The following is a 23,200-nucleotide window of genomic DNA, read 5'->3' as shown; positions in this document are numbered from 1 at the left end:
GAATAAACCTGAATAAAAAGGAGAAAAACCATGAAACGTATCCTCAAAACTACCATTGCCTCCGCACTGGTGCTGTCCATGGCACTGAGCGGAGCAACCGCCGCTGTGGCTGCAACTCCGGCAGCGGAAGAAAACTGCATCTCGGCTTCTGCTGTTGCAGACTGGGCAGAGAACGTCAAAATCAAGCTGTTCAACAAGAGCGTCTATGCCAAGTACGCCCCGGGTGTTACGGTCGAGAAGGACGAAAACTCGCCCACAGGCTACACTGTTACTTTTGTTTACAAGGAGCAGAAGAGTTACACCTCAAAAGCTGGTCTGACCATCAATACGGCAGAGAACCCGCTGACCAAGGTGGAACTGTACAGTGACTGCTTTATGCTGTTTGACCCGGACGGCGGCAATGCAGGCAGCATTGATGCCGCGCTGGCTGCTACGCCGTACAACTACACGGCAGGTCTGGCTCCCGCAGGCGGCAACGGCGACACCACCTACTATGTGGAGCTGGAAAAGTTTGCCGATGGCCGTTGGGGTGTGCAGATGCCGCTGTCCAGTGGTGCATTCGTTTATAACTTCCGCGTGACCGCTGAAAACGGCGACCAGATTGCCCGTCTGGACGACCCCAGCAATCCGACGATGATCAACGAAGCTACCGGCATCCGCAGCCTGTCCAGCATGGTCTATGTCCCGTATGATGCCGACAAGCAGGGCACCAGCACTTGGGCAGACCGCTCTGTGGAACTGCCGCAGGCCGATGCAAACAAGCGTGGTACCGTGCAGACCGTATCTTACACGGGTGCAGACGCCACCGAGCATGGTCTGGCAGTGTACCTGCCGGCTGGCTACGATGCAAACCGCGCCGAGCCTTATAAGGTGCTGTACCTGTCCCATGGTACTTCCGGCGATATCTACGGCGATGAGCTGCGCTGGATGAATGAGGGCGCTGTGGCCAACATTCTGGATAACCTGATCGCAGAAGGCAAGACCGAGCCGTTTATTGTTGTTACCATGAACAATCAGCAGTACGGTCAGGGCGCAGGTCACTCCGGCGCCAACTGGAAATATTCCGAGATCGAGACCGACCAGATCGATTACATCATGCCCTACGTTGAGAGCCACTACAACGTCAGCACCACCGCCGAGGGCCGTGCATATGCGGGTCTGTCCATGGGCGGCTCTACCACCAGCAATATGCTGATGCACCACACCGAGCTGTTTGGCTATTACGGCATCTGGAGTTATGCAAATGTGGATGGCTCTTTCGGCGGTGTCGAGGGCATCACCAGCCAGAGCGTGCGCGACCATCTGTCCTCTCTGACCGTGAAGCCTAAGATCATGCTGGCCGCAGGTAACTGGGACTTTGGTCTGGCACCCGTCAAGACCTTCGGTGAGAACCTGAGCGAGCTGGGTCTGGATTACAGCTACCTGCAGGTACCCGCAGCCCACGACTGGGAGTGCTGGCAGCTGGTCTTTGCAAACGCCGCTGAGAACTTCCTGTGGAAGTAAGCTGTGTGCAGTTCGCATAAATAAATGCAGAACCGTCGCCAAACGATACTCTGATATATGTTGTATAAAACCCGGAACTTTTTGAGCCATAGTGCCGTAGAAAAGTTCCGGGTTTTGCGGTCTTTTGCAATATCCCCCGTCAACAGGGAAACTCCTTTTCCACAAGAGGCATTCCCTTCCCCGGAAGAGGTGAAGGCTCTTGCTCCGGGTCGATCTTCAAAAGTTGACTTTCGTTCCGCAGCGCCCCCGCCGCGCGGCTGTCCTTTACCTCTATATCCCTCCTGTGAAAAAGGAGTTCTGAAAAGCCCGCAGGTTTTTCAGAACTCCAAAACCCAAAATATCTTTTCCGCTGAATATGCGCAAAGCGAACGCGAAGCGCATTCAGAATCGTCCTACATAAAAAGGCTGCTGCACAGTGCTTTGTGCAGCAGCCTTAAATATTTTACGTTTACAACAGATCAGATGCTGAACTGCACGGCGCAGAAGGCGGCATAGATGCACAGCAGTGCAATGCCCTGCGGGCGGCTCAGCTTGCCCTTGATCAGAGCGGGCAGGGTGAGCAGCAGCATCACGGCAAACATGACCGGGATGTCCATCACCAGCGAGGCGTTCATGCCTGCGATGGTGGAATTCTGCGGGATGCTGAAGGGTGCCAGCGTGACGGACACGCCGCTGACCAGCACCAGATTGAACACGTTTGCACCGATGACGTTGCCCAGCGACAGCGCACCGTGGCCCTTTGCCAGCGAGGTGATGGCGGTGACCAGCTCCGGCAGCGAGGTGCCCAGTGCCACAAAGGTCAGCGCAATGACCGACTCCGGCACGCCCAGTGCCTGAGCGATGAGGGTGCCGTTGTCCACCAGCAGGTCAGCGCCCACAGCAATGAGCACTGCACCGATGACCAGCAGACCCAGCTCCTTGGCAAAGGGGCCTTCCTCAGCCTGCTCCTCCTCTTCCGGGGCGGGGGCGTTTTTCATAGCCAGCACGTTGCACACGATGTAAGCCACGAACATGGCCAGCAGGATCAGGCCCACCGGGCGGGTGAAGGAACCGGTGGTGTAGGCCACACCGGCATAGAAAGCGGCAGCCACAAAGAAGAAAGCTACCGGGGTGCGCAGGCTCTTGGGATCAACCTTGCCCGGGCGCACCGCAATGGTGATGGCGGCGATCAATGCAGAATTGCAGATGACCGAGCCGATGGCGTTGCCGTAGGCGATCTCGCCGTGACCGGTGAGGGCAGAGGTGGTGGACACCATGACCTCCGGCAGGGTGGTACCGATGGACACCACCGTGGCACCGATGAGCAGCTCCGGCACATGGAAGCGGCGGGCGATGCCGGTGGCACCGTCCACAAACCAGTCGCCGCCCTTGATCAGGCACAGCAGACCCACGATAAATAACAGAACAGGGATCAGCATAATATCTCTCCTTTTTAATAATAGCGGCAGAGGCACAAAAAAAGACCCTTATCACATCCTGCCCAAAACGGGAAAATGTGATAAAAGTCTCAAGCATCCGGTACTGCATCGGGCATTTCTGCCGGGGGTGTCGCTACAGCACAGCGCACCCGTTTTTCAACTAAGGTACGCCCCTTACTCCCTTTTATCCAGAGAATATTATACCTGTTTTCCGGCAAAAACGCAAGGGGAAATATAGGATTTATTCTGCCTTGGTCACTTTTTTGGCGTTGGGGTAAATATGCTCCATGCGGGCGTTGTCGAAATGCTCGTCAAGGAACACTTCCAGCTGGCCGTTGGGTGCTTCGCCGCTGGTGCGGGCATCGTACCGCGCCAGTGCCAGCGCGCTGGTGAGCATATTCACCGCCATGAACACCGCCAGCACTGCTGTCATCCACGGACGGATATGGCTGCGCACCTTTTTCATCAGCTTCAGCACCAGCGGGTAGCCGTAGCGCATCCACATCACCGCCGCAATGCCCCAGAAAAAGCAGTACAGCAGGTTGATGCGCCCGCCCAGATTGAACTTGAACTTGCTGTAATCCCAGAACACGGTACCGAACAATAGCTCTGTGACGGCGCTGCACACATATTCATATACGCCGCCCAGCACCGTGCCGAAAGCAAAGAGATAGCGGTCGCTTTTATCCTGATTCTGCCGCAGCAGCACCAGCGCCAGCCCCCACACCACGCTGAAAGGCCCCCACACCAGACTGGAACGGCTCATCCACACCCCGGCGGTCAGGCGGCAGAACACGGTCTCCACCATGTCGCCCAGAAACGCCCCGATGACAAACAGCCACAGCAGGTCTGCCGCGCTGAGGAAGTCGGCTTTTTCCTTCTGCACTGCCGTGGGCTGCTGCCGGGCGGCTTCCGGGTAGGCGCGCTGGATGCGCTTTTCCACATACATGGCAATGCGGCGGCGCAAGGTATCGGAGCGCTCTTCCAGTTTCTGGTTCAGCTGCTCCAGCACCGGGTGCTGCGCCGCGTACCGCCCCACCAGAACCGCCGAGCCCAGCTGGTCCAGCGCCGCGATGCTCAGCGCGACCCATACCAGCGGATGCAGCAGCCAGTCCGGCACAAGGGCGCACAGACGCAGCAGCCCATTGCCCCAAAGCACGGTCACCATGCCCAGCGCACCCCACAGCACCGAGTACTGCAGGCAGACGTAGCCGTTCAGGTTGAATTTTTTATCCGAGTAGTCCCACCATTTGCGGTTGTGCAGCCGCTCCAGCAGCTTTGCCGTGAGCCACTCCACCACGGTAGCCGTAAGCATACAGGCCACGAACAGCACCACCGGCTTTGTGCGCATATCTGCAAAGCCCACTGCCATCAGGATGGCCGTGGTACCATACACAAAGCAAAACGGCCCCGCCGCCATGCCGCGGTTTGCAAACCGCTTGCCCCGGAAGGTAGCCACCACGGTCTCCCCTACCCACCCAAGGAAGGAATAGACCAGATACAGCACGCCCAGCGTGTAGAAGTTCAGTGTCATCGCGCTTTCCTCGCCTTCTGTTTTTATGCTCTGATTGTACTCGCTTGCGCCGGTTTATACAAGAGGACGGTTGAAAATGTTACAATTGGTACGGGATTTCCTCACCAAAAAAAGCCGCTGCACAAGCACGGTGCAGCGGCTCTCAGGGTCATTTTTTACAGCTTACAGCTGGCTCTTGTACAGCTCCACGATCTCCTCCACACTGGTGTCGCGGGGGTTGCCGGGACGGCAGGCATCTGCGAAAGCAGACTCAGCGAGGAACTGGATGTCCTCTTCCTTCAGGATGCCGTGCAGGTTTGCGGGGATGCCCACATCTGCACTCAGCTGCTTGACGGCGGCGATGGTAGCATCAGCGGCTTCCACGTCGTTCATCTCGTCGATGCCCATAACGCCCATGGCCTTGCCCACGGCACGGTAACGTTCGCCGGCAACGCTCTTGTTGTACTCCAGACCCACCGGCAGCAGGATGGCGCAGGCCACACCATGGGGAGTGTCATACAGGGCAGATAGGCCGTGTGCCATGGAGTGCACGATGCCCAGACCCACGTTGGAGAAGCCCATACCGGCAATGTACTGACCCAGAGCCATGCCCTCGCGGCCCTCCGGGGTGTTCTGCACAGCGCCGCGCAGGCTCTGGCTGATCAGCTTGATGGCTTCCAGATGGAACATATCGGAAATGACGCAGTGACCCTTGGTGATGTAGCCCTCGATGGCGTGGGTCAGCGCATCCATACCGGTGGCGGCAGTCAGACCCTTGGGCATGGAGGACATCATATCGGGGTCGACCACAGCGATCTCGGGGATATCGTTGGTATCCACGCAGACGAACTTGCGCTTCTTCTCCACATCGGTGATGACGTAGTTGATGGTGACCTCAGCCGCAGTACCGGCAGTGGTGGGCACTGCGATGGTGAACACCGCGTGCTTCTTGGTGGGGGCAACACCTTCCAGAGAGCGCACGTCCGCAAACTCGGGGTTATTGATGATGATGCCGATGGCCTTTGCGGTATCCATGGAGGAGCCGCCGCCGATGGTCACGATGCAGTCAGCCTCGGCAGCCTTGAAGGCAGCCACGCCGTCCTGTACGTTGGCGATGGTGGGGTTGGGCTTGATCTCGCTGTAAACAGCGTAGGCAAAGTTTGCGGCATCCAGCAGGTCGGTGACCTTTTTGGTAACGCCGAACTTGATCAGGTCAGGGTCGGAGCAGACGAAAGCCTTCTTGTAGCCACGGGCGGTCAGCTCGGGAACGATGTTCTCGATAGCACCGTGGCCGTGGTAGGAGATGGTATTCAGAACAATGCGGTCAGCCATAATACAAATCCTCCAAATCTGTTTGCAGCCGCCTTTCCGGCGGCGTTCCTCTGCGTTTCAGCATATCACATCGTCAAAAAATTTGCAATGTAAAATTGTTTGAAATTGTAGTATATTTTTATACTTGTGTATTATTTTCTATCATTTTTGTCCGTTTTTTCCGGCATTATTATCCCATGCAAAAAACAATCCTTGCCAAATGGCCGTGCCTGTGCTATACTATTCAGGTAACCTTTGCTGGTGTGGCGCAATGGCAGCGCAACTGATTTGTAATCAGTGGGTTGCAGGTTCAACTCCTGTCACCAGCTCCAAGAAAAATCCTGCGATATACCGTCAAGACGGCGGCGTATATCGTGGGATTTTTGCTTTTATATGCGTTACAGATCTATCAGAATGTGCCTTGTTTGTGCCTTACGGCTCAAAAAATGCCTTGTCGTGTTCCTTACAGAGTGCCTTGTACCGGATGCCCGGCGGGGCGGTTTTGTGCCTGTTTATCGCCTGTTTGATAGCAAAAAAGCCTGTCCGGTGTGTATCCGGGCGGGCTCTTGTGCGATATGGGGTTCAGTACCCTTTCAAGATGTTCAGTGCATCCAGCGTCTTTGCGGTGTCAAGCAGTTCAGCTTGTGACTTGTCAATAGCTTCGATGATGCTCCACAGAAGCGTGTGGTACATGGGCAACTCACGCCAGAGTGCTTCCAAATCGTACTCGCCGCAATCGGCTTCCCGCTTGAGTTCATCCACCTTCCCGCGGGTGCACATCCAGCTGTCCATGATAAAGAGAAGGTTCTTCAGGTCGGCTAAATGCCCCATCGTGGTTCCCACGTCCAGCGCTTCCACTTGCTTTGCAGTCAGGATCATTGTCTTGCCCCCCTTCAGTCTTTGATAATGCCGCTTGCGAATATCCAAACCAGCTGCACCTTGTCCGGTGCTGCCTTCTTCAGACGTTCGTTGATAGCGTCAACCGTGTTCGCCTTCTGGTCGCCCAGATTGCCAAAGAACAGGGCGTCCACGCTGGTGTCAAGCATGGTCGCCAGCGTTTTGGCTTCGCACAGCCGGAATTCAACCTCTCCGTTTAGCTTTGCGCGCAGTGAGTTGGTGGAGATCTGCAGTGCCCACGCCACACTCTCCAGCGTCATGCCGCGTTCCCGAATCATAGCACGAATATCGTTCATACCTCAACTCTCCTATCTGGGGCTGGATCGTGCCCCGCTCTACCCGGCGGGCTTCCATCTTCCCGCCGGGGATCCTCTGACTGTGTTACTGGACTTCCAGCGGCTGCACCTGCGATGCACCAAAGAACGATGCCCGGTAGGTCTGGCCGTCTCCCTTGCTGCTGTGGATAAGCACCGCCTGAAACAAGGCCTTTGCGCCGTGCTCTACCATGTACCCGGCGGCCTTCCAGCCTGCCCAAGTGTTCACCGGCTCGGTGATCCCGGCGGTCTGCTGGGCTTCCTCGATGCGCTGGGCGTTGACCGGAGCAGCCTTTGCGCTGTTCCATGCCCGGTGCAGGGCTTCGGCAAAGCTGCTCACGCCCTTGCGGTACAGCTTCCATGCCTTGTGCATGATCTCGGAAAGATTGTACTTCATTTTAAGACCTCCGCTTTACTTTGCGGGTCTGCCTTGTTATAATGGGCTTGACCCTGTTGTGGGTTTGGCGTGGTGTGTAGTTGGTAGCTGGCACCGCACCATTTTCTTTTATACAGCTTATCAGGAAGTGGGTTACTGTCTTAGCTGGCGTTCTGCTCTTGCGCTCCCGGTACATCCTTCGCCCCTTGCCTTCCGGTCGTGCTTCCCTTGCTGTGTCTTTATTATAGCACTAATATATCGTGCAGTCCATTGACATAGTGCACGAATATCAAGTGCTTTTACTGTGCGTTTTTGAACTTGATTCTAGTGTATTTCTGATGTATAATAAAGCTGAAATAAATGGGGGTGAAACTATGGCAATACGCTACAAAAGCGATGTACTGGCGCTACTCAAGGCGGCTGGCTACCCGTCAACGCGAATCCGGGCGGAAAAGCTGCTTGGTCAGTCATACGTCCAGCAGCTCCGGCACAATGAACTGGTTTCGTGGGCGGCGATGAACAAAGTGTGTGAGCTGCTGGACTGCCAGCCGGGTGATCTGGTGGAGTATGTGCCGGATGAAGTGCCGAACGCTGAAACGCTTGCGGCTATCCGTGAGTTGGACAACGGCGGCGGTGAGCATTTTACAGGCTCCGCAGAGGAGCTTTTCAAAAAGATTCTCAGTGAACCGGATGAAGAGGAAGACGCATGATGGAATTGACAATAGAGAACCTGCGCACACTAGCCAGCGGCGGGCAAATCTTTCTGACGGCTCACTCGCAGGCGCGGCTTTATGAACGCGGCATTTTGCTGGCCGACATCCGGCAGGCTATCCAGAGCGGGAAGATCATCGAATACCGCCCGGATGATTACCGCTGTCCGTCCTGTCTGGTGTTAGGCGTCAATCTGGCAGGCCGTTGGCTGCACGTTGTCTGCGGCATTCATGAGGGCGCTCTGTGGATCCTGACGGCCTATTGGCCTGATCTCGACCACTGGAATGCAACGTATACTGAACGAAAGAAGAAAGGGGAATGATTATGACTTGCTTTTTCTGCAAAGGCGAAATGAAGCCCAGCACGACTATTCACACGGTTCAGCTGAAGAACTGTGTTGTGGTCATCAAGAATGTGCCCTGCCTGAAGTGCGAACAGTGCGGCGAGGTCGTTCTGTCAGCTGACACGGTGGAGAAGATAGAGCACATCTTGCAGACGGTCGAAAAGGCCGTGGCAGAGATCACCGTTGTGAACTTCCCTGACTGCGCGGCATAAGCCCGCCGGGGCTGCCAGAGCGCGGATAGAGCCGCCGCAAGGATTTTACCAACAAGCAACAAGAAAAGCCCTCAGGCACGCGCTGTCGCGGTCTGGGGGCTTTGTCATGCAGCGATTTTGTTGAGGTCAACAGAATCGTGTGGCTGAAGTGCAGCGCCCGGCGGGTGCTGCACGTTCAAAGGGTTTGGGATGCTGCCCAACAAGTCCTTGCAAGGCAAGGGGCTTTGTACATACAAAGACACTGCTTGCGGCGGCGATTATCCGAATTTCTTTTTATAGCTTCCGAAAATTCCAGAAATCCGCTTTTCACACGGTATGCGCGGGCGTGTGTCGTGTCTACAAATTCCCGAAGGGCACACGGACTTTGAAACAAAGTCTAGTGTGTTACACCTCGCCCGGAGGGGTATATGGTTCAGATGATGGCAGAAATTCCGTACTTTTCGACCAGTTCGCGCACATGTTCCTCGTACTTCTTCACCTGTTCGTCCCAGTATTCCACGGTGCGTTCTTGAACGCTGCCGCCAGACTTCCATGCACCAAAGCCGGTTCCTCTCCATGCCTGTGTGCTTATGGTCTCATCATGCCAACGCTGGATAGAGGGCAGTCCAGACAGCTTGCGGCAAGCCCTCCGCTCTATTTGACGGATCCGCTCCTGCTGCACTCCAAGTTCTTCCCCGATGGCCCGCAATGACTGGCCGTCATAATACCGGCGGCGCAAAACAGCTGCTTCCCGCTCGGTCAGGTGCTGGGTCATGGCTGTTTCAAGGGCTGTGTGTAACTCCTCGGTGTAAACACCATCCTCTGCCTGCTGAAACGCCTGTGTAGCCGCCGGGTCTTCGATGGTTTCCCCTTTGGTGCTGCTGCCTTCGTCCGCTTCATCAAGGCGAACGTCAAGGCTGCTGCACTCGTTCAGCGGGTTTGCAGATACAGCCACACGCCTGCCGTCATCGGTGGTGACACCCCGTGTGTGCTCTCCACAGGTGGCGGTGCGAATCTGCTTCAACAGTGCGTAGCTCAGATACGTTGTGAAATTGCCCTGTTCTGCGCTGTAGTGCTTGGCAGCATAGTCAACCGCAAAATACCCTTCCTGTACCAAATCCTCAAAGGACAGGCCCGCATTGTCAGCAACAGGCTTGTTCTTCTCGTACCACTGCCACAGCTGCCGTCGAATAAAACCCTTGTTGACTTCCCACAGCTGGCCCAGAGCAAAAGCATTCCCGGCGGCTGCCAGAGCTGCAAGGGCCGCGTCTGTAGCCTGCTGGTCATTCTTGGCCTGTTTCTGTTCCATTGCTGTATCCTTCCTTTTTTCGTGTGCATTTTTGTTCAAAATACGAATTTATGGACACGATACGCGGGCGCGCGTGACCGTGTGAACGAACTATGCACCCCGTCTTTTTTAGTGCGCCAAACGCGCACATTGACGCTCTCTTTTTTATGCCGCACAAATCCGCACATTCACGGGCAGATGGGTGACGATTCACCACCCACCTTTTACTCAATTTTGAGCAAAACCCAGACTGCGAAAACGCCCATTTTTTCACGGCTTCACCGCCGCTTGGGGCTGTATCAGACACCCCTTTCTGCCCGCAGGGTGTACACGCCCATGCTGGCATCCATGTTGGTCGCAAGGCGCGGTGTGAGCATATCGGCCACCTTCTCGCCGTCCATGACAAGCTGCCCGGTGCCGATATCCGGCAGATGCTCGTCCAGCATATCACGGATCTGCTGCAAAATGCCAAGCTGTGCATCCGTGCCGGTGGTCTTTTCCATGTAGCGGTGCTGCATGGCTGCCCGGGTGGAGAACTCGGTCAGGCTGTCGTACACGTCATGCCCGGCAAAGGGGCTTTCGTAGTGGCTCACAGCCTGCCCGCCGCTGCTGCTCTTGCCAAATTTGGAGAAGAGCGCAGCGCCCAGCGCCACCACGCCCGCCACAATGGCGATGATCGCGGCAACTTCCGGGTTCGAGATGATCAGACTGCCAACCTTTGCAATCAGCCCGCCTGCGCCCTCTGCGATCGTGCCCAGACTGCCCATGCTCCCGGCAAGGTTTGCAATATCCGTGCCCGCGTTGAGGGCAAAGCTGCCCATGCCGGAGCCAATGGTGTTCAGCACGCCCATGATATTGCTGCCAACGTCGGAAACATTGATGCCAAGCTCTTGAAATACATTGCTCAAGCCCTTAACGTCCGTTGTAACGCCGTCTGCATCTGCTTTGATTCCGTTGGACATGATCTGCTTAAAAGCGTTAAACGCCTCGCTCAAACCGCCGCCGGAATAAGCTTCGTTGATGGCTTCCAGCGCCTTGTTTGCCCAGTCGGACAGTACCTCGCGCTGCTCCTGTGATACCTCGCCCCACATCACATTGACGATATCCAGCCCAAGCGCTGCCCGATCCTGATTTTTCAGGTCGGTATACAGGTTTTTGCCGATCTTAAAAATGCCGCTGTTAAGCTGCTGCTGTGCCTTGCTCAGGTTTGCATCAATGCGCTTTTGGGTTGCCTTGATGCTCTTATCGATGTTCTGTGCGGTTTCTGTTACCTTATCCTGTACGCCGTCAATATAGCTGATGACCTTTGTGTAGGTCTGCCGCACGCCGTCCACAATCCGTTCGCCGGTCTCGGTGGCGGTTGTCTTGATGTGCTGGCTTCCGTCCGCGTAGGTCTCCACAGCCTGCTGCGTTGTGGTGGTGATGCCGTTGAAGGTCTTTTCTGCAATGGTGGTCAAGTTGCCAAGCAGGGTCTTGGACATATCGGCGTAGACCTTTTTGGTCGTGGTGCTTATCTTGCCGTTCGCGTCCGTAACTTTCTTGGTCACAAGCGTATAGGTGGTAGCAACGCCGTTGACCATCTCTTTACCAGTCTCTGTGGTGGTCTCGGTCACGCGGTCTTTGATTTTGCCCGCTGCGTCCTTGACCTTCTCGTTCAGGGTCTCAACGCTCGTTGTCACAGAGCCCAGCGCGTTCTGTGCGGTGGTGGTTGCGGTGTGCGTTACGGACGCTATGACGGTTTCGGTCTTGGATTTTGTGCCGGTGCTCTTGCGGGAGGACCCGCCGGGCGTTGCGTCCGTTTCTCCGCTCCCGGTATCAGTACCTGTCTCGTTCAGCCCATATTGCTGGGCAAGCTTGTCTCCGTACCGCTTCCAATAATCAGCGTCCTTCTGGCTGCCTTGCTGGTATCTTGTTTCGCCCGTTTTGCCATTGGCTGCCGCCCACGCCTCGAATGTGCTGTACTCTGCATAGCCGGTTTTTCCTAGGGCATGGTTCAGCTTGTAGGACAGCCGGTCAAGTGGGGTGGACAAGGCCGAAATACCATCGAGAATGCCTTGCCCAACGGACGAAACAACGTCTTTGCCGACTTGCACCCAGTCTGTGGTGAAGATTTTTGTAACGATTGCCGCGGTAATATTCCCGGCGGCTTCGATCACGTTGCCTGTCAGGCTTAAAAATCCTTTGACCAGCTTGCCCACCAGATCAGCGCCGGTTGTAAATATTTCGTCCGCGTGGTTCCAGAGTTCCACCACGAATGCCGAAAATATTTGCTCCGCAGAGTTTACGATGGCGGGTGCCATATCAAGGATCCCGCTCGCCAGACTGACCAGTAGTTTCCCCCCGGTGTCCGCGATCTGGCCTGTGTTGTCTTGCAGATACAGTGCAAAATTCTGCACAGCATCCTCTGCCCGTGCAGCAAGAGTAGGAATACCGGCAGAAATCCCAGAAGCAACCTCGTCCACAATATGGCCTCCGGCCTGCATCAGACCGTTCGCGCCTGCCGTTTCAAAGCCTTCCTGAAGCCGCTGCACCCACCCGGCGGCTGCGGTTACAAGATTGCCCTCTGTCTCCGTCAGTCCCTTTGTGAGCGTTCCGAGCAGCTGCGACCAATTATCCTTCAGCGTTTCAATTCGTCCGCTCAGGGTTTGGCTCTGGGTTTCCATGGCGTTGTAATAGCGCCCGCCCTCTTCAGACGCTTTTTTCAAAGCGGCTGTCAAGAGGTCGTATGTAATGGTCATGCCTTGGACTTCTGCGGTGCTCTTGCCTGTGTAATCGGCCAGAACGCCGTAAATATCAATGCCTGCCATTGCAAACTGCTTGATATCTATCGAAGCCGCCTTGCCCACGTTTTTGATCTGCTGCAGGTTTGCAGCCATGCGGGACAGTACCTCACTGCCGCCGCCAGTAGCAGAAACTGCATCGCCTAACGCCAGAATCGTGCTGCGAGCCTCGCCAGCGCTCACGCCTGCGCTGATAAGCAGCTGGTTTGCCTGAACCAACGAATCCACGTTCAGCGGGGTGCGTGCTGCATCCTGTTTGATCTGGTTCAAAACGGCCTGTGCCTTTTCTGCGCTGCCAAGCATGTTAGTGAAGCCAGTGGTGTACTTTTCCATCTGCTGGTTGAAAGCAACACCCTGATTCACGATGCCTTCACCGAGGGAAGAAAATTTTTTTGCAAGTCCTATGATGGACGTTGCCAGCAGCTGCGACTTGGTGAATGCGCCTGTCAGGGTTTTGCCAATACCGGAAAATCGCGGGTTGAGTTCACCGGCCAAAGCTGATGTTTTGGCTCTTGCACGGTCAACACCCTGCTCAAACGAGGATGTGTCCATTCCAAGTTCAACCGAAAGTGCAAAAAGATTCAAGGCAAAGCCTCCTTTCTGTTCTAAAATTTTATATTGTAAGTTTATAAAAATATGACAACTTTACGGTTCTATTATACCATATTTCCGCTCTTTTTTCCACGAGAAAAACGCATTCTGCCGAAAAGTTTTGACGATGACCCCATAAAAAACGCCCTCTCCCGGCGGCGTGTCGAGAGGGGGCATTTTGTCAGAATTTAGTGCGTGCTGCGATGGTGCTTTTGGGGGTTTGCGGGTCGTCAAGGGGTTCCCAGACCTTTGGCAGCGTTTCCACATCACGCGGATCCAGCGCCGCCAGCAGTCCACCCGCCTTGCTGATCGCGGTGCAGACCGTCTGATTGTACGCCATAAGCGCCGCTTCTATCTCTGTCTGATCTTCCGGCGGCAGCTTTGCAACAATAGGCGCAATACGCAGATCCAGAGCCACAACGGCGTTGCGGGCTGTGCACATTTCGGTCTCGATACGCTGGTAGACCTCCTGCACATAAGCCGGGGCGCGGGGTTTTGACTTGAATTTTCTCATGCAGTTACCCCTCAAACTTAGCCGGTCAGCTCTGCGCCAATTTCGGTGGCCACAAGATTGGTTTTGGTTTTCACAATTGTCCTTTCTGCACCCTACGGATGCGGTCAAATTTGTTTCAACACCGCCGGGGTATGGTCGGTGATTCAACTGTGCATATACGGCAGCAGCATGTGATAGATCATCCTAAGGACGTGTACCGGAATGCTCTGCCCACGCTGTAAGGCCGCCTCAATACAGGCGGTGTACACTGCGCCGGTTGCATCGTAGTGGTACGGCTCCCGGCGGCGCGGGCGGTTTGGGTTGTGCTTCATGTGTTCATCTCCTTTCCAGTTCGCTGGTGACAGTGAGAAAGCGTTGGCGGGTCTTGTCGAAGGTCAAGGGGATTTCACCCACACGGCCCTCTTTGTTTTTTGCGAGGATGGCTTGATACTGTTCCTTGTCAGCAGACAAGAGCAGAATAGCGTCTCCATCCTGTTCCAGCTGGCCGGATTCCTTCAGGTCGGCGGTGCTGGGGGATGCGTGCGCCGCGTTGCGGTTCAGCTGCGCCAGCGCAACCACAAGGATGCCGGTGGTCTGTGCCAGCTCATGCAGGGCGATGGAGATTCCCGTGATAGCTTGATAGCGGTCTTTTGCCTTACCGTCTGCCAGCAGTTGCAGATAGTCGATAAAAATAACCTGCGCTTTCATCCTCTGAGCCTGTGCCTTTACCCATCCAACACCCCGGCCAGATGCAGAGCGGATGAACAGCGGCAGCTTGTGCAGTTCTGCGAGGCCGTCAAGGTCAGACTGCGGAACGCTCTTATTTTTTACATCTGCCAGCGGAACGGCCAAACGGTTCGCAATGATGCGGGCGGTCAAGGTATCCGGGTCGGTTTCAAGGCTGAAATAGCACACCCGGAAGCCCCGCCGGGCTTGCTCACAGGCCATTTGCAGGGACAGGGCGGTTTTGCCGGCGGACGGTCGGCCGCCGATGATGAACAGGTTACCCGGGGAAAGATGCAGATGCTTGTCCAGCACCGGGATGCCGCTGGGGATGTACTTCGGCTTTTCACTCAACTTGCAGACATAATTGTTTACAAGCTCCCCGATTGGCTTAAAATCATCTTCTTCCCGGTCAAGGGTCAGGGCTTCGCCCATTTTGCTGTACAGGCCGGGTAGGTCTGCAAAGGTGGTTAGGCTGCTTGCTGCCTGAATGGACAGTTCCTGAAATCGTGTCAGGGCGGACTGTTCCAGAACAAGCCGCGTCCATTCTTCCACGCGGTCGCGGGTCAAACGGACACACTCACTCTCGCACTCCTGCACGCATTCCAAAATAGCGGCTTTTTGCTCCGGGTATCGGGCACAAGCTGCCACCGCATCCAGTTCACCTTTTGTGTTCCAAAGACCGGACAGAGCCGCAAACACCGGCTGAAGGTCTGCCGGGAAGTGTTCTATCTCCAGATCGGGCAGCGCGTAGGCGGCAAGATCGGGCTTGATCAGCAGCGCGCCGAGCAGTACTTTGTGGATGTTCAAGTCAACACCTCCAACCGTTCCGGCTGCTGTTCCGGCTTCTTCCGGGCTTCCCGGCGGACTTCTACATCTCCCAGAGTGCAAACCCCGTCAGCCTGCCAGCTTTTCAAGATGCCGTTGGCGTACTTCCATGACCGGTGACCACTTTCGGCAGCCTCGTCAAAGGCTTTGCAGATTACCTCGGCGGGAATAGAATCGCAGTAGCGTTGTAGCTTGTCCAGCGCTGAACGCGGGAAGATGCCTATCACCCGCTCAAAGTGCTGCACGATTTCGGCAAGGCCGGAATCTGTACGAGAATCGGCGGCTGCGGCTGGGGCTTCCGGTGTAACTGTAGCTGTATATGAACTTGTATTTGTATCTGTAGGGTGCGAATGCATACATTCAGATGCAGCTGCATGCGTCCGCATTTCATGCAATGCGTTTGCATCGGTCTGCACGTCAGATACATCATCTTTTTGCGTTTGTTTTTCCCAGCGCGCTTTAGCTGCTTCAGAGTTCTTTTGGGACTTCTCACGGTATTTTGAAAAGTCTTTATCCACCCCATCTTTCATTGAACGCCACAGACCACGCATTCCACGGTCAGCATATTGCTGGGGCTCCGTGCCTTGGCTGGCATAATGATACAAGTCCCGGATAATCTGCCCGATTTCCGCGTTGGTGTAGTCCTGTGTCAGGCTTTCAAGCCATACGAAGCGAAGAACAATAGTTTCAGGGCTTTTTCCCTTCACGTCTGTCACCTCGCAACCCGGCGGATGCCGCCCACGACTTCATCTTGCCCCACAGAGCCGGGGTCTCCCGCCTCGAAGTATTTGCAAAGGCTATCCATGTTGACCAGCCAGCGGTGTCCTGCATTGACAAAACGCACTTTACCGGTTCGGCAAAGGCGGCGAATGTAGGCCGGTGACAAGTTGTAGATGGCGGCTGCATCCTTTACGCTTTTCATGACCGGGTATCGGACTGAATCTCCCATTCTATGCACCTCCTTGGTGAACTCAAATGTTGTTTTTGTGGTGTATCAGCAGTAAAGCACAAATCAAAAAAAATATTGCAATACCGCCAAAATTTCAAGAAAATTCGATGTGATGAAACAATGTTGGAATAGAATCCCTTGCGTCAAAATCCAGTTGAGTGCACCTAAGGTCATCCAGTGGAATCTGGTGTCCTCCAGTGTCGTGCATTTCAGGGATTTTGGAAGGGATACTCACCTGATTTATGGATTTTTGCTGCTGAATTTGCGCGTCAAAATTACAGATGAAATCGATTCATTCTAGTAACGAATCCGATTCATCACTTTTTCAGCGTTCGTCCTCAATAATTTCAGTCACATCTACTCCCAGAGCAGCGGCAATCTTTCCTACCGTAGCAGGCATGACAGTCTTGCCTTTGTTCAGATTTAGGATGGTCTGCGCGGATACAACCGCATTGTCCCGCAAATCGCGCTGATTCCACTGCTTACGAGCAAGTGCGACATTCAGCTTTGCCTTTGATATTTTCACGCTAATCACCTCGATTCAGACCAGTATTGGTCTACTTGTTGAAGTGTAGCAGATATTATTTGGTCTGTCAATAGATATTTTTTGGTCTGGACAATTGGCCAAATTCTTGTTATAGTAAGGCTGGAGGTGTTTTCAATGACAATTGGGGAGCGCATATATTTTTGCCGTCTTGAAAGAAAGATGACACAAAAGCAGTTAGCCGAAAAAGCTGGTATGGCAGATTCGGCAATAAGAAAGTATGAATCTGGACGGATCACGCCGAAATTTGAAACACTAAACAGAATCGCAGCCGCACTTGAAGTTCCATGGACAATGCTGTATCCGAACAACGAAAAAGCAGCTGAGGCTTATATCAGCACTTACAACGATTTTATAAAGGAACACCCGGGTGGTTTTGAAAAAATCAGTCCCGATGAAGCCGCAGAACGTGGACTTATTGAGGAACAGGCGGCAGATTCCCTGAACACTATGCAAAGCCAGATACACAGCGAACAAATACTGAAAGACTTTGCTGCATTGAACGAAAAGGGACGCGAAGAAGCTGCAAAGCGGGTGCACGAATTGACATTTTTACCGGAGTACAAGAAAGACCTGACCCAAAAATAAAAATGGCTGCCATGGACACACGCGCAAAGACCATGCCCACAAGGAGGGGTGACAAATGGCAAAAATAACAAAGCGCACAAAGAAGGACGGCACTTGCTCCTTCTGCATCCGGGTCTCCAATGGTTACGACCGACTAGGCCGTCAAGTGTTGGTCAACCGCACCTATACACCCCCGCCGGGCTTGACCGGGAAGAAGCTGGAAAAGGAATTGCAGCGGCAGGCGGATGCCTTTGAACAAGAAGTGCGCAGCGGCATTTCGCTGGATGCGTCCATGAAGGTGGACGACCTGATAGAGCGCTGGTTCACCGAGTACGCCGAAAAGAAACTCAAGCCCAAGACCGTGTACGACTATCGGCGGCTTGTGCCGCGTATCTCTGCCGGGCTGGGGCAACTTAAGGTGTGCCAGGTCAAGCCCTCGCACCTGATGGCCTTTTATTCCAACCTCGAAGAGCAGGGTGTGCGGGAAGATAGCACCTATACCGCTGTTCCTGCCTTGCTGGATCAGCTGCCAAAGGGCAAACGCGGCCAGATCGCGGCGGCAGCGGGCGTTTCAGAGCGGACAATGGCGACACTGTACAGGGGCGGGAACGTCAGCCGGTCAACCGCTGAAAAGGTAGCCAGCGCCGCCGGGCTGCCCCTTTCCAAGGCGTTTACAGAGCATAGCAAGGCAGGCGGCAGGCTCAACGGAAACACGGTGCAGCACTATCACCGGATGCTGTCCAGCGTGTTCACCAAGGCCGTGCAGTGGGGACTTGTGGCAGAGAATCCGTGCAAGCGTGCAGAAGCCCCAAAAGCACAGGAAGTGGACGTGCAGGCGCTGGAAGAAAAAGACGTTGTGCGCCTGCTGGAAGCCCTGCAAGACGCACCCACACAGTACAGCGTTATCACACAGCTTGCTTTGCTCACAGGTACCCGCCGGGGCGAGATATGCGCCCTGCGGTGGTCTGATATCGACATGGATGCGGGAACGATTTCAATTGAACGCACCTTGCAGCACATTCCGGGCAAAGGTACGGTGTTCAATCCGCCCAAAACAAAGCGCTCTCGGCGGTGTGTGAAAGTCGGGCCGGACTGTATGCAGCTCCTGCAGGAATACCGCCAGCACCAAAAGGCAGAACGGTTCAAAATCGGCTCTGAGTGGGTGCGCCGGGTGGAGATTGAGGGAAAGCGCGTAGAAAATGACCTGCTTTTTACCAAGTGGAACGGCGCACCGATGGATCCAGACGATGTGACAACATGGTTCGGGCGGTTTCTGGCCGCTCATGACCTCCCGGCGGTACACTTCCACAGTCTGCGTCACACCAACGCTAGCTTGTTGATAGCCGCCCATGTGCCTGTTACTACAGTTTCAGGCCGTCTGGGTCATGCAAAGACCAGCACCACCACGGACATTTACGCTGGTTTCATCCGTTCGGCAGATGCAGCGGCAGCAGATGCGCTGACCGGTGTGTTTGACCGTATCCGGGAAAAGAGCCACGCATAACACGTCAAAAGACGCAATACAGCCCACAGGAAGCAAGGGAAACCCTGCTAAGCCTGTGGGCTGCTTTCTTTTCTGTCTGCGGATCTGAGCCGCTATCGTGTCCACAGTGGACACCGTAAGGCACAATCGCCAGAAAGTGCCTTATTTGTGCCTTATTGACCGAAAAAGCACTGATACGAAGGTGAACGAGCAAGCACAAAAAGCACGTTGATTCTATATAAAACAGAACATTCAAAAACGGTCGAACTCGTAATAAGACTATTTTGTAATCAGTGGGTTGCAGGTTCAACTCCTGTCACCAGCTCCAAGAAAAGCCGCTTAGATTCGTAGAAATCTAGGCGGCTTTTGCTATACGGACATCACTTTGGACAGTATTTCGCGCTTTAAAGCAGCTTCTAAAAAAGTTTAAAGTGTTCCCCCACAGACAGTTTTGGTGTATAATGGTAAAAACGCACCCAAACCAAAGGAGGAACCAAGCATGATCCAATTCGGTCTGCGTCTGCACGACGCGGAAAAGCTACCCATTGAGCAGGTGCTGCCGCTGGTGCGTCAGAAGGGCTTTTCCTGCGTACATCTGGCACTGAGCAAATCCCTGAAGGAGGTGCCCAACACCCCCTCTGCCCTCACCCCCGGCTACGCGGCCTATCTGCGCCGCCTGTTTGCCAAAAATGAGCTGGACATTGCGGTGCTGGGCAACTATCTGAATCTGGCGCACCCGGATGCGGATGCTCTGCACGCCATTCAGGAAAAGTACTACGCGCATATCCGCTTTGCCAGCCTGCTGGGCTGCGGCATGGTGGGCACCGAGACCGGTGCACCCAACGCAGAGTACAAGTTCTGCCCGGAGTGCCGCAGCGATGCCGCCCTTGCCACCTTTATCAAAAACTTCAAGCCGGTGGTGCGCTGCGCCGAGCAATACGGTGTGACCATTGCCATTGAGCCGGTGGTCAAGCATATCGTGTATGACGCCCGCCGCGCCCGCACCGTGCTGGACGAGATCGGCAGCCCCAATCTGCAGATTTTGCTGGACCCAGTGAACCTTTTGAACATGGAAAACGTGGACCGCCGGGAGGAAGTGTTCGCCGAGGCCATCGAGCTGCTGGGCAAGGATGTTGCCATGATCCACTTCAAGGACTTTTTGCGGCAGGACGCCGGCGGGCAGCTGGCTGCCACCGGTGCCGGACAGGGCGGCATGGGCGACTACCGAACCATTCTGCGGTTTGCCAAGGAGCAGAAGCCCTATGTGTTCGCCACCTTGGAGAACACCACCCCGGAAAACGCCGTCCAATGCCTGCACTATCTGCAAAAGCAGTACGACGAGTGCTGACAGTAACTCAAGGCAACACCGCACAATTCCCGCCTTACGGCTTAAGCACCACTCCGGCGGCTGCGGCACCTAGAATTATGCGGTATTGCCTTAAACTGCACGCTGCTGTCCGCAGCAGCCTGTGGTTTTATGGTATAAAAAAGTCTGAACCGGTGGCGGATGCCTCAGTTCAGACTTTTTTGTTATTCTATGTCAGTAGATAGTTAGCCCCTTGCCAAGCCGTCCACACTCAGCACAACGCCGATGATGCAGGACGCCTTCTCCGAGGCGTCAAGAATTGTTTGTCAATTTTCGGAAGCTGATGGCAGGGTGTTCCCGCAAAAGCTGTCCAGCCGCATCTGGTACCACACCACCCCGCCGTGGGTGGAAGCGGAAACGCCCTCGTTCACAAAGCCGAACTTTGCGTAATAGTGCAAAAGTTTCTCCTTGCAGGTCAACACCAGCCCCTTGCGTCCCTGTGTGTGGGCATCTGCGATGGCTCTTTGCAGCAGCAGCCCGGCATAGCCCCGGCGGCGGCAGCGCGGGAGGGTGTTCACCCCAAAGATCATCTGCCATGCGCCATTTTCATCATGCAGGGCGGCATCTGCGTACATCTCATCGGTCAGGTCGGGCATATCGGTGCAAAAGCCGTCCACAAAGGCCACCAGCTCCCCCTGCTCAAACAGCAGCCAGAAATGATCGGCATAGTGTGCCAGCCGCCCGGCAAATTCTTCTGCTGTGGCAGCCTCCGCTGCCGGAAAACAGGCCGCCTCCACGGCGGCAATGGCCTGTAAATCGTCCATAGTCGCGTTGCGTATCTCCACAGTATCTCTCCTTCCTTTTTGTAATGTCAGTATACCACAGCTGCCGCGCAAGGGCAAAATATTTGCATCTGTTCCCCGTCCGTGTTACAATGGCTATACTACGCTTGGAAGGGAGTTGAAACGCCATGCCCACCGAAAACCGCACTACCTTAACGCCGGACACCCCGGTGCGCTACCTGAAAGGGGTGGGGCCCAAGACCGCAGAGCGGTTCGAAAAACTGGGCATCGTGACGCTGGCAGACCTGCTGTGCCATTACCCCCGGCGGTACATCGACTTTTCCAAGCCCTACTCCATTGCGGAAGCTCCCGCCGACACCGAATGTGTGGTAAAGGCCGAGGTATTCGCAAAGCCCGGCGGGCGCATTTTGCCGGGTGGGCGGCGGATGGAGCGCATCACCGCCGGGGACGATGTAGCCAGTCTGGAGATCACATGGTTCAATAACCCCTACGCCACCCAAAAATTGCAGCTGGGACAGGAATACTATTTTCAGGGCATCGTGACCGGCGGGATGCTGCGCCGCCAGATGGTCAACCCACAGGTGCGCACCGCCGAACAGATACAAGCCTCGCCCTTTGAGGCCGTTTACCCCCAGACCGAGGGACTGTCCAGCAGCGTCATCTCCCGCTGCATCCGACAGCTTTTGCCCCATGCGGAGCTGCTGCCCGACCCGCTGCCGCCGGAAATGCTGCAAAAATACCGTCTGCTGCCCAAGGCCGAAGCGGTGCGTGCCATCCACTGCCCTGCCACCGAGGAGCAGGCCGCAGCGGCGCGGCGGCGGCTCATCTACGAAGAATTGCTGGTGCTGCAATTGGGCCTCGGGCGGATGCGCAGCCGGGGCGCTGCAGCCACCGGCGCTCCCATGCGCCGCGCCGACCCAGCCCCTTTCTGGCAGAGCCTGCCCTTTGCCCCCACCGGGGCGCAGCGCCGCGCGGTGGAGGAGATTTTAAACGATATGGCGGGCGATACCGCCATGAACCGCCTGTTGCAGGGCGATGTAGGCAGTGGCAAAACGCTGGTAGCTGCTGCCGCCATCTGGGCGTGCATCCGGGCGGGGTATCAGGCCGCGCTGCTGGCCCCTACCGAAATTCTGGCCGCGCAGCACGCCGAGGGGCTCAACCGGCTGCTTGCCCCCTTCGGGATGCGGGTGGCCCTGCTGACCGGCGGCATGAAGGCCGCCGCCCGCCGCACCACGCTGGCTGCCATCCGCAAGGATGAAGCCGACCTTGTGGTGGGCACCCACGCCCTGATGAGCGAAGGGGTGGAGTTTGCCCGGCTGGGTCTGGCGGTCATTGACGAGCAGCACCGCTTTGGGGTGCGCCAGCGCGGCGCACTGGCAGAAAAAGCCGTGAACCCGCACCTGCTGGTCATGAGTGCCACCCCTATCCCCCGCACGCTGGGGCTGCTGATCTACGGCGACTTGGACATCTCCATTCTGGACGAGCTGCCCCCCGGGCGCACCCCGGTCAAGACCCGGTGCATCACCGGCAAGCGGCGGCGAGACCTGTATCGCTTTCTGGACAGCGAGATCGACAAGGGGCGGCAGGTGTATCTGGTCTGCCCCGCCATCGAGGATGTGCCGGACGGCGGGCTGAACGCCGTCAAGACCTACTACGAGGACATTGCCAAGACGCTGCTGCCCGACCGCCGGGTGGGGCTGATGCACGGCAAGCTGAAACCCAAGGAAAAGGCCGCCGTCATGGAGGATTTCAAGGCCGGGCGGTTGGACGCACTGGTGTCCACCACCGTCATCGAGGTGGGTGTGGACGTGCCCAACGCCAGCGTGATGGTGATTGAAAACGCCGAGCGCTACGGTCTGAGCGCCCTGCACCAGCTGCGCGGCCGGGTAGGGCGCGGCGCTGCCGAGAGCTGGTGCTTCCTTGTCAGCGACAACACCAGCGAGGCCGTGCAGAAGCGGCTGAAATTCCTGTGCTCCACCACCGACGGCTTTGCCGTGGCGCAGTACGATCTGGAGACCCGCGGCCCCGGCGACTTTTTCGGCAGCCGTCAGCACGGTCTGCCCACCTTGCAGATTGCCGACCTGATGAATGACACCCGTACCCTGCACGCCGCCCAGAGCGAGGCCGCCGCATTGCTTGCCGCCGACCCGCTGCTGGAAAGCCCTGCCCACGCTTTGCTGGCCGCGCAGGTGCAGCAGATGTTCGACAAGGCCGGGCCGATGAACTAAAAAAGCGCTGTCGCACAAAAAATCGTGCGATAGCGCTTTT

General features: G+C 55.8%; 23 protein-coding genes and 1 tRNA gene. 9 read left to right on the top strand and 15 right to left on the bottom strand.

Going from position 1 to position 23,200, the window contains the following annotated elements:
* Window positions 1–30: 30 nt before the first annotated feature.
* Entirely contained in the window at window positions 31–1,503 is a 1,473-nt protein-coding gene (locus WMO44_RS00500; protein WP_349151406.1) for an alpha/beta hydrolase, read from the top strand.
* Between the two features lie 458 nt (window positions 1,504–1,961).
* On the opposite strand, the gene WMO44_RS00495 is transcribed toward WMO44_RS00500, so the two are convergent.
* The 3 genes from WMO44_RS00495 to fucO form a co-directional block, all read right to left on the bottom strand.
* Window positions 1,962–2,921 carry a calcium/sodium antiporter gene (locus WMO44_RS00495; protein ID WP_349151405.1) on the bottom strand — a complete coding sequence of 320 codons (960 nt, stop codon included), beginning with the start codon at window positions 2,919–2,921 and terminating at the stop codon, window positions 1,962–1,964.
* 241 nt (window positions 2,922–3,162) lie between these two features.
* Entirely contained in the window at window positions 3,163–4,455 is a 1,293-nt protein-coding gene (locus WMO44_RS00490; RefSeq protein ID WP_349151404.1) for a putative ABC transporter permease, read from the bottom strand.
* Between the two features lie 162 nt (window positions 4,456–4,617).
* On the bottom strand, window positions 4,618–5,766 hold the full coding sequence (gene fucO, locus WMO44_RS00485) for a lactaldehyde reductase (protein ID WP_005922374.1): 1,149 nt from the start codon (window positions 5,764–5,766) through the stop codon (window positions 4,618–4,620).
* A 236-nt stretch (window positions 5,767–6,002) separates the two neighbouring features.
* On the opposite strand from fucO, the gene WMO44_RS00480 reads away from it, so the two are divergent.
* Window positions 6,003–6,077: transfer RNA gene (locus tag WMO44_RS00480), tRNA-Thr, on the top strand.
* 250 nt (window positions 6,078–6,327) lie between these two features.
* Here WMO44_RS00480 and WMO44_RS00475 read toward each other — a convergent pair.
* The 3 genes from WMO44_RS00475 to WMO44_RS00465 all read right to left on the bottom strand — a co-directional run bounded on the left by WMO44_RS00475 (window position 6,328) and on the right by WMO44_RS00465 (window position 7,353).
* Window positions 6,328–6,624 carry a hypothetical protein gene (locus WMO44_RS00475; protein WP_349151403.1) on the bottom strand — a complete coding sequence of 99 codons (297 nt, stop codon included), beginning with the start codon at window positions 6,622–6,624 and terminating at the stop codon, window positions 6,328–6,330.
* Window positions 6,625–6,638: 14 nt separating this feature from the next.
* A complete protein-coding gene (locus WMO44_RS00470; RefSeq protein ID WP_349151402.1) occupies window positions 6,639–6,938 on the bottom strand; it encodes a helix-turn-helix domain-containing protein in 300 nt (99 codons plus the stop codon).
* 85 nt (window positions 6,939–7,023) lie between these two features.
* Window positions 7,024–7,353, bottom strand: a complete 330-nt coding sequence (locus tag WMO44_RS00465) for a hypothetical protein (RefSeq protein ID WP_349151401.1) — start codon at window positions 7,351–7,353, stop codon at window positions 7,024–7,026.
* A gap of 353 nt (window positions 7,354–7,706) precedes the next feature.
* On the opposite strand from WMO44_RS00465, the gene WMO44_RS00460 reads away from it, so the two are divergent.
* Genes WMO44_RS00460 through WMO44_RS00450 form a run of 3 tightly spaced genes read left to right on the top strand, consistent with a single transcriptional unit; the run spans window position 7,707 to window position 8,598 of the window.
* Window positions 7,707–8,042 carry a helix-turn-helix domain-containing protein gene (locus WMO44_RS00460; protein ID WP_349151400.1) on the top strand — a complete coding sequence of 112 codons (336 nt, stop codon included), beginning with the start codon at window positions 7,707–7,709 and terminating at the stop codon, window positions 8,040–8,042.
* On the top strand, window positions 8,039–8,365 hold the full coding sequence (locus tag WMO44_RS00455; RefSeq protein WP_349151399.1) for a DUF4258 domain-containing protein: 327 nt from the start codon (window positions 8,039–8,041) through the stop codon (window positions 8,363–8,365). Before WMO44_RS00460 ends, WMO44_RS00455 begins: the two co-directional genes overlap by 4 nt.
* Window positions 8,362–8,598 (top strand): type II toxin-antitoxin system MqsA family antitoxin, encoded by a 237-nt coding sequence (locus WMO44_RS00450; RefSeq protein ID WP_349151398.1) that lies wholly within the window; start codon window positions 8,362–8,364, stop codon window positions 8,596–8,598. The genes WMO44_RS00455 and WMO44_RS00450 overlap by 4 nt, the downstream gene beginning before the upstream one ends.
* 412 nt (window positions 8,599–9,010) lie before the next feature.
* Here the strand turns inward: WMO44_RS00450 and WMO44_RS00445 are convergent, their stop codons facing one another.
* From WMO44_RS00445 to WMO44_RS00410, 8 genes are all read right to left on the bottom strand, one after another.
* Complete coding sequence (locus tag WMO44_RS00445; RefSeq protein WP_349151397.1) at window positions 9,011–9,886, bottom strand: sigma-70 family RNA polymerase sigma factor; 876 nt, start codon at window positions 9,884–9,886, stop codon at window positions 9,011–9,013.
* Window positions 9,887–10,164: 278 nt separating this feature from the next.
* On the bottom strand, window positions 10,165–13,230 hold the full coding sequence (locus WMO44_RS00440; RefSeq protein ID WP_349151396.1) for a tape measure protein: 3,066 nt from the start codon (window positions 13,228–13,230) through the stop codon (window positions 10,165–10,167).
* Window positions 13,231–13,417: 187 nt separating this feature from the next.
* On the bottom strand, window positions 13,418–13,750 hold the full coding sequence (locus tag WMO44_RS00435) for a hypothetical protein (RefSeq protein WP_349151395.1): 333 nt from the start codon (window positions 13,748–13,750) through the stop codon (window positions 13,418–13,420).
* 143 nt (window positions 13,751–13,893) lie between these two features.
* Complete coding sequence (locus WMO44_RS00430; protein ID WP_349151394.1) at window positions 13,894–14,061, bottom strand: hypothetical protein; 168 nt, start codon at window positions 14,059–14,061, stop codon at window positions 13,894–13,896.
* Window positions 14,062–14,065: 4 nt separating this feature from the next.
* On the bottom strand, window positions 14,066–15,262 hold the full coding sequence (locus tag WMO44_RS00425) for a DnaB-like helicase C-terminal domain-containing protein (protein WP_349151393.1): 1,197 nt from the start codon (window positions 15,260–15,262) through the stop codon (window positions 14,066–14,068).
* A complete protein-coding gene (locus WMO44_RS00420) occupies window positions 15,259–15,987 on the bottom strand; it encodes a DnaD domain protein (RefSeq protein ID WP_349151392.1) in 729 nt (242 codons plus the stop codon). The genes WMO44_RS00425 and WMO44_RS00420 overlap by 4 nt, the downstream gene beginning before the upstream one ends.
* Before the next feature lie 5 nt (window positions 15,988–15,992).
* Window positions 15,993–16,229 (bottom strand): helix-turn-helix domain-containing protein, encoded by a 237-nt coding sequence (locus WMO44_RS00415; protein ID WP_349151391.1) that lies wholly within the window; start codon window positions 16,227–16,229, stop codon window positions 15,993–15,995.
* 325 nt (window positions 16,230–16,554) lie between these two features.
* Complete coding sequence (locus WMO44_RS00410; protein WP_349151390.1) at window positions 16,555–16,755, bottom strand: helix-turn-helix domain-containing protein; 201 nt, start codon at window positions 16,753–16,755, stop codon at window positions 16,555–16,557.
* Window positions 16,756–16,890: 135 nt separating this feature from the next.
* Here WMO44_RS00410 and WMO44_RS00405 point away from each other — a divergent pair, with 135 nt between their 5' ends.
* From WMO44_RS00405 to WMO44_RS00395, 3 genes are all read left to right on the top strand, one after another.
* Entirely contained in the window at window positions 16,891–17,361 is a 471-nt protein-coding gene (locus WMO44_RS00405) for a helix-turn-helix domain-containing protein (RefSeq protein ID WP_349151389.1), read from the top strand.
* Window positions 17,362–17,416: 55 nt separating this feature from the next.
* On the top strand, window positions 17,417–18,844 hold the full coding sequence (locus WMO44_RS00400; RefSeq protein WP_349151388.1) for a site-specific integrase: 1,428 nt from the start codon (window positions 17,417–17,419) through the stop codon (window positions 18,842–18,844).
* A gap of 478 nt (window positions 18,845–19,322) precedes the next feature.
* Window positions 19,323–20,171, top strand: coding sequence for a sugar phosphate isomerase/epimerase family protein (locus WMO44_RS00395; protein ID WP_349151387.1), 849 nt, complete (start codon window positions 19,323–19,325; stop codon window positions 20,169–20,171).
* 284 nt (window positions 20,172–20,455) lie between these two features.
* On the opposite strand, the gene WMO44_RS00390 is transcribed toward WMO44_RS00395, so the two are convergent.
* A complete protein-coding gene (locus tag WMO44_RS00390; RefSeq protein ID WP_349151386.1) occupies window positions 20,456–20,974 on the bottom strand; it encodes a GNAT family N-acetyltransferase in 519 nt (172 codons plus the stop codon).
* A 125-nt stretch (window positions 20,975–21,099) separates the two neighbouring features.
* Between WMO44_RS00390 and recG the strand changes: the two genes are divergently transcribed.
* The gene (gene recG, locus WMO44_RS00385) at window positions 21,100–23,160 is read left to right on the top strand and encodes an ATP-dependent DNA helicase RecG (RefSeq protein WP_349151385.1); all 2,061 of its coding nucleotides are present in this window, start codon (window positions 21,100–21,102) and stop codon (window positions 23,158–23,160) included.
* Window positions 23,161–23,200: the final 40 nt, after the last annotated feature.

It is taken from the genome of Faecalibacterium tardum (assembly GCF_040096515.1).
GTDB lineage: Bacteria > Bacillota > Clostridia > Oscillospirales > Ruminococcaceae > Faecalibacterium > Faecalibacterium tardum.
This window is presented reverse-complemented; position numbering and strand designations above follow the sequence as displayed.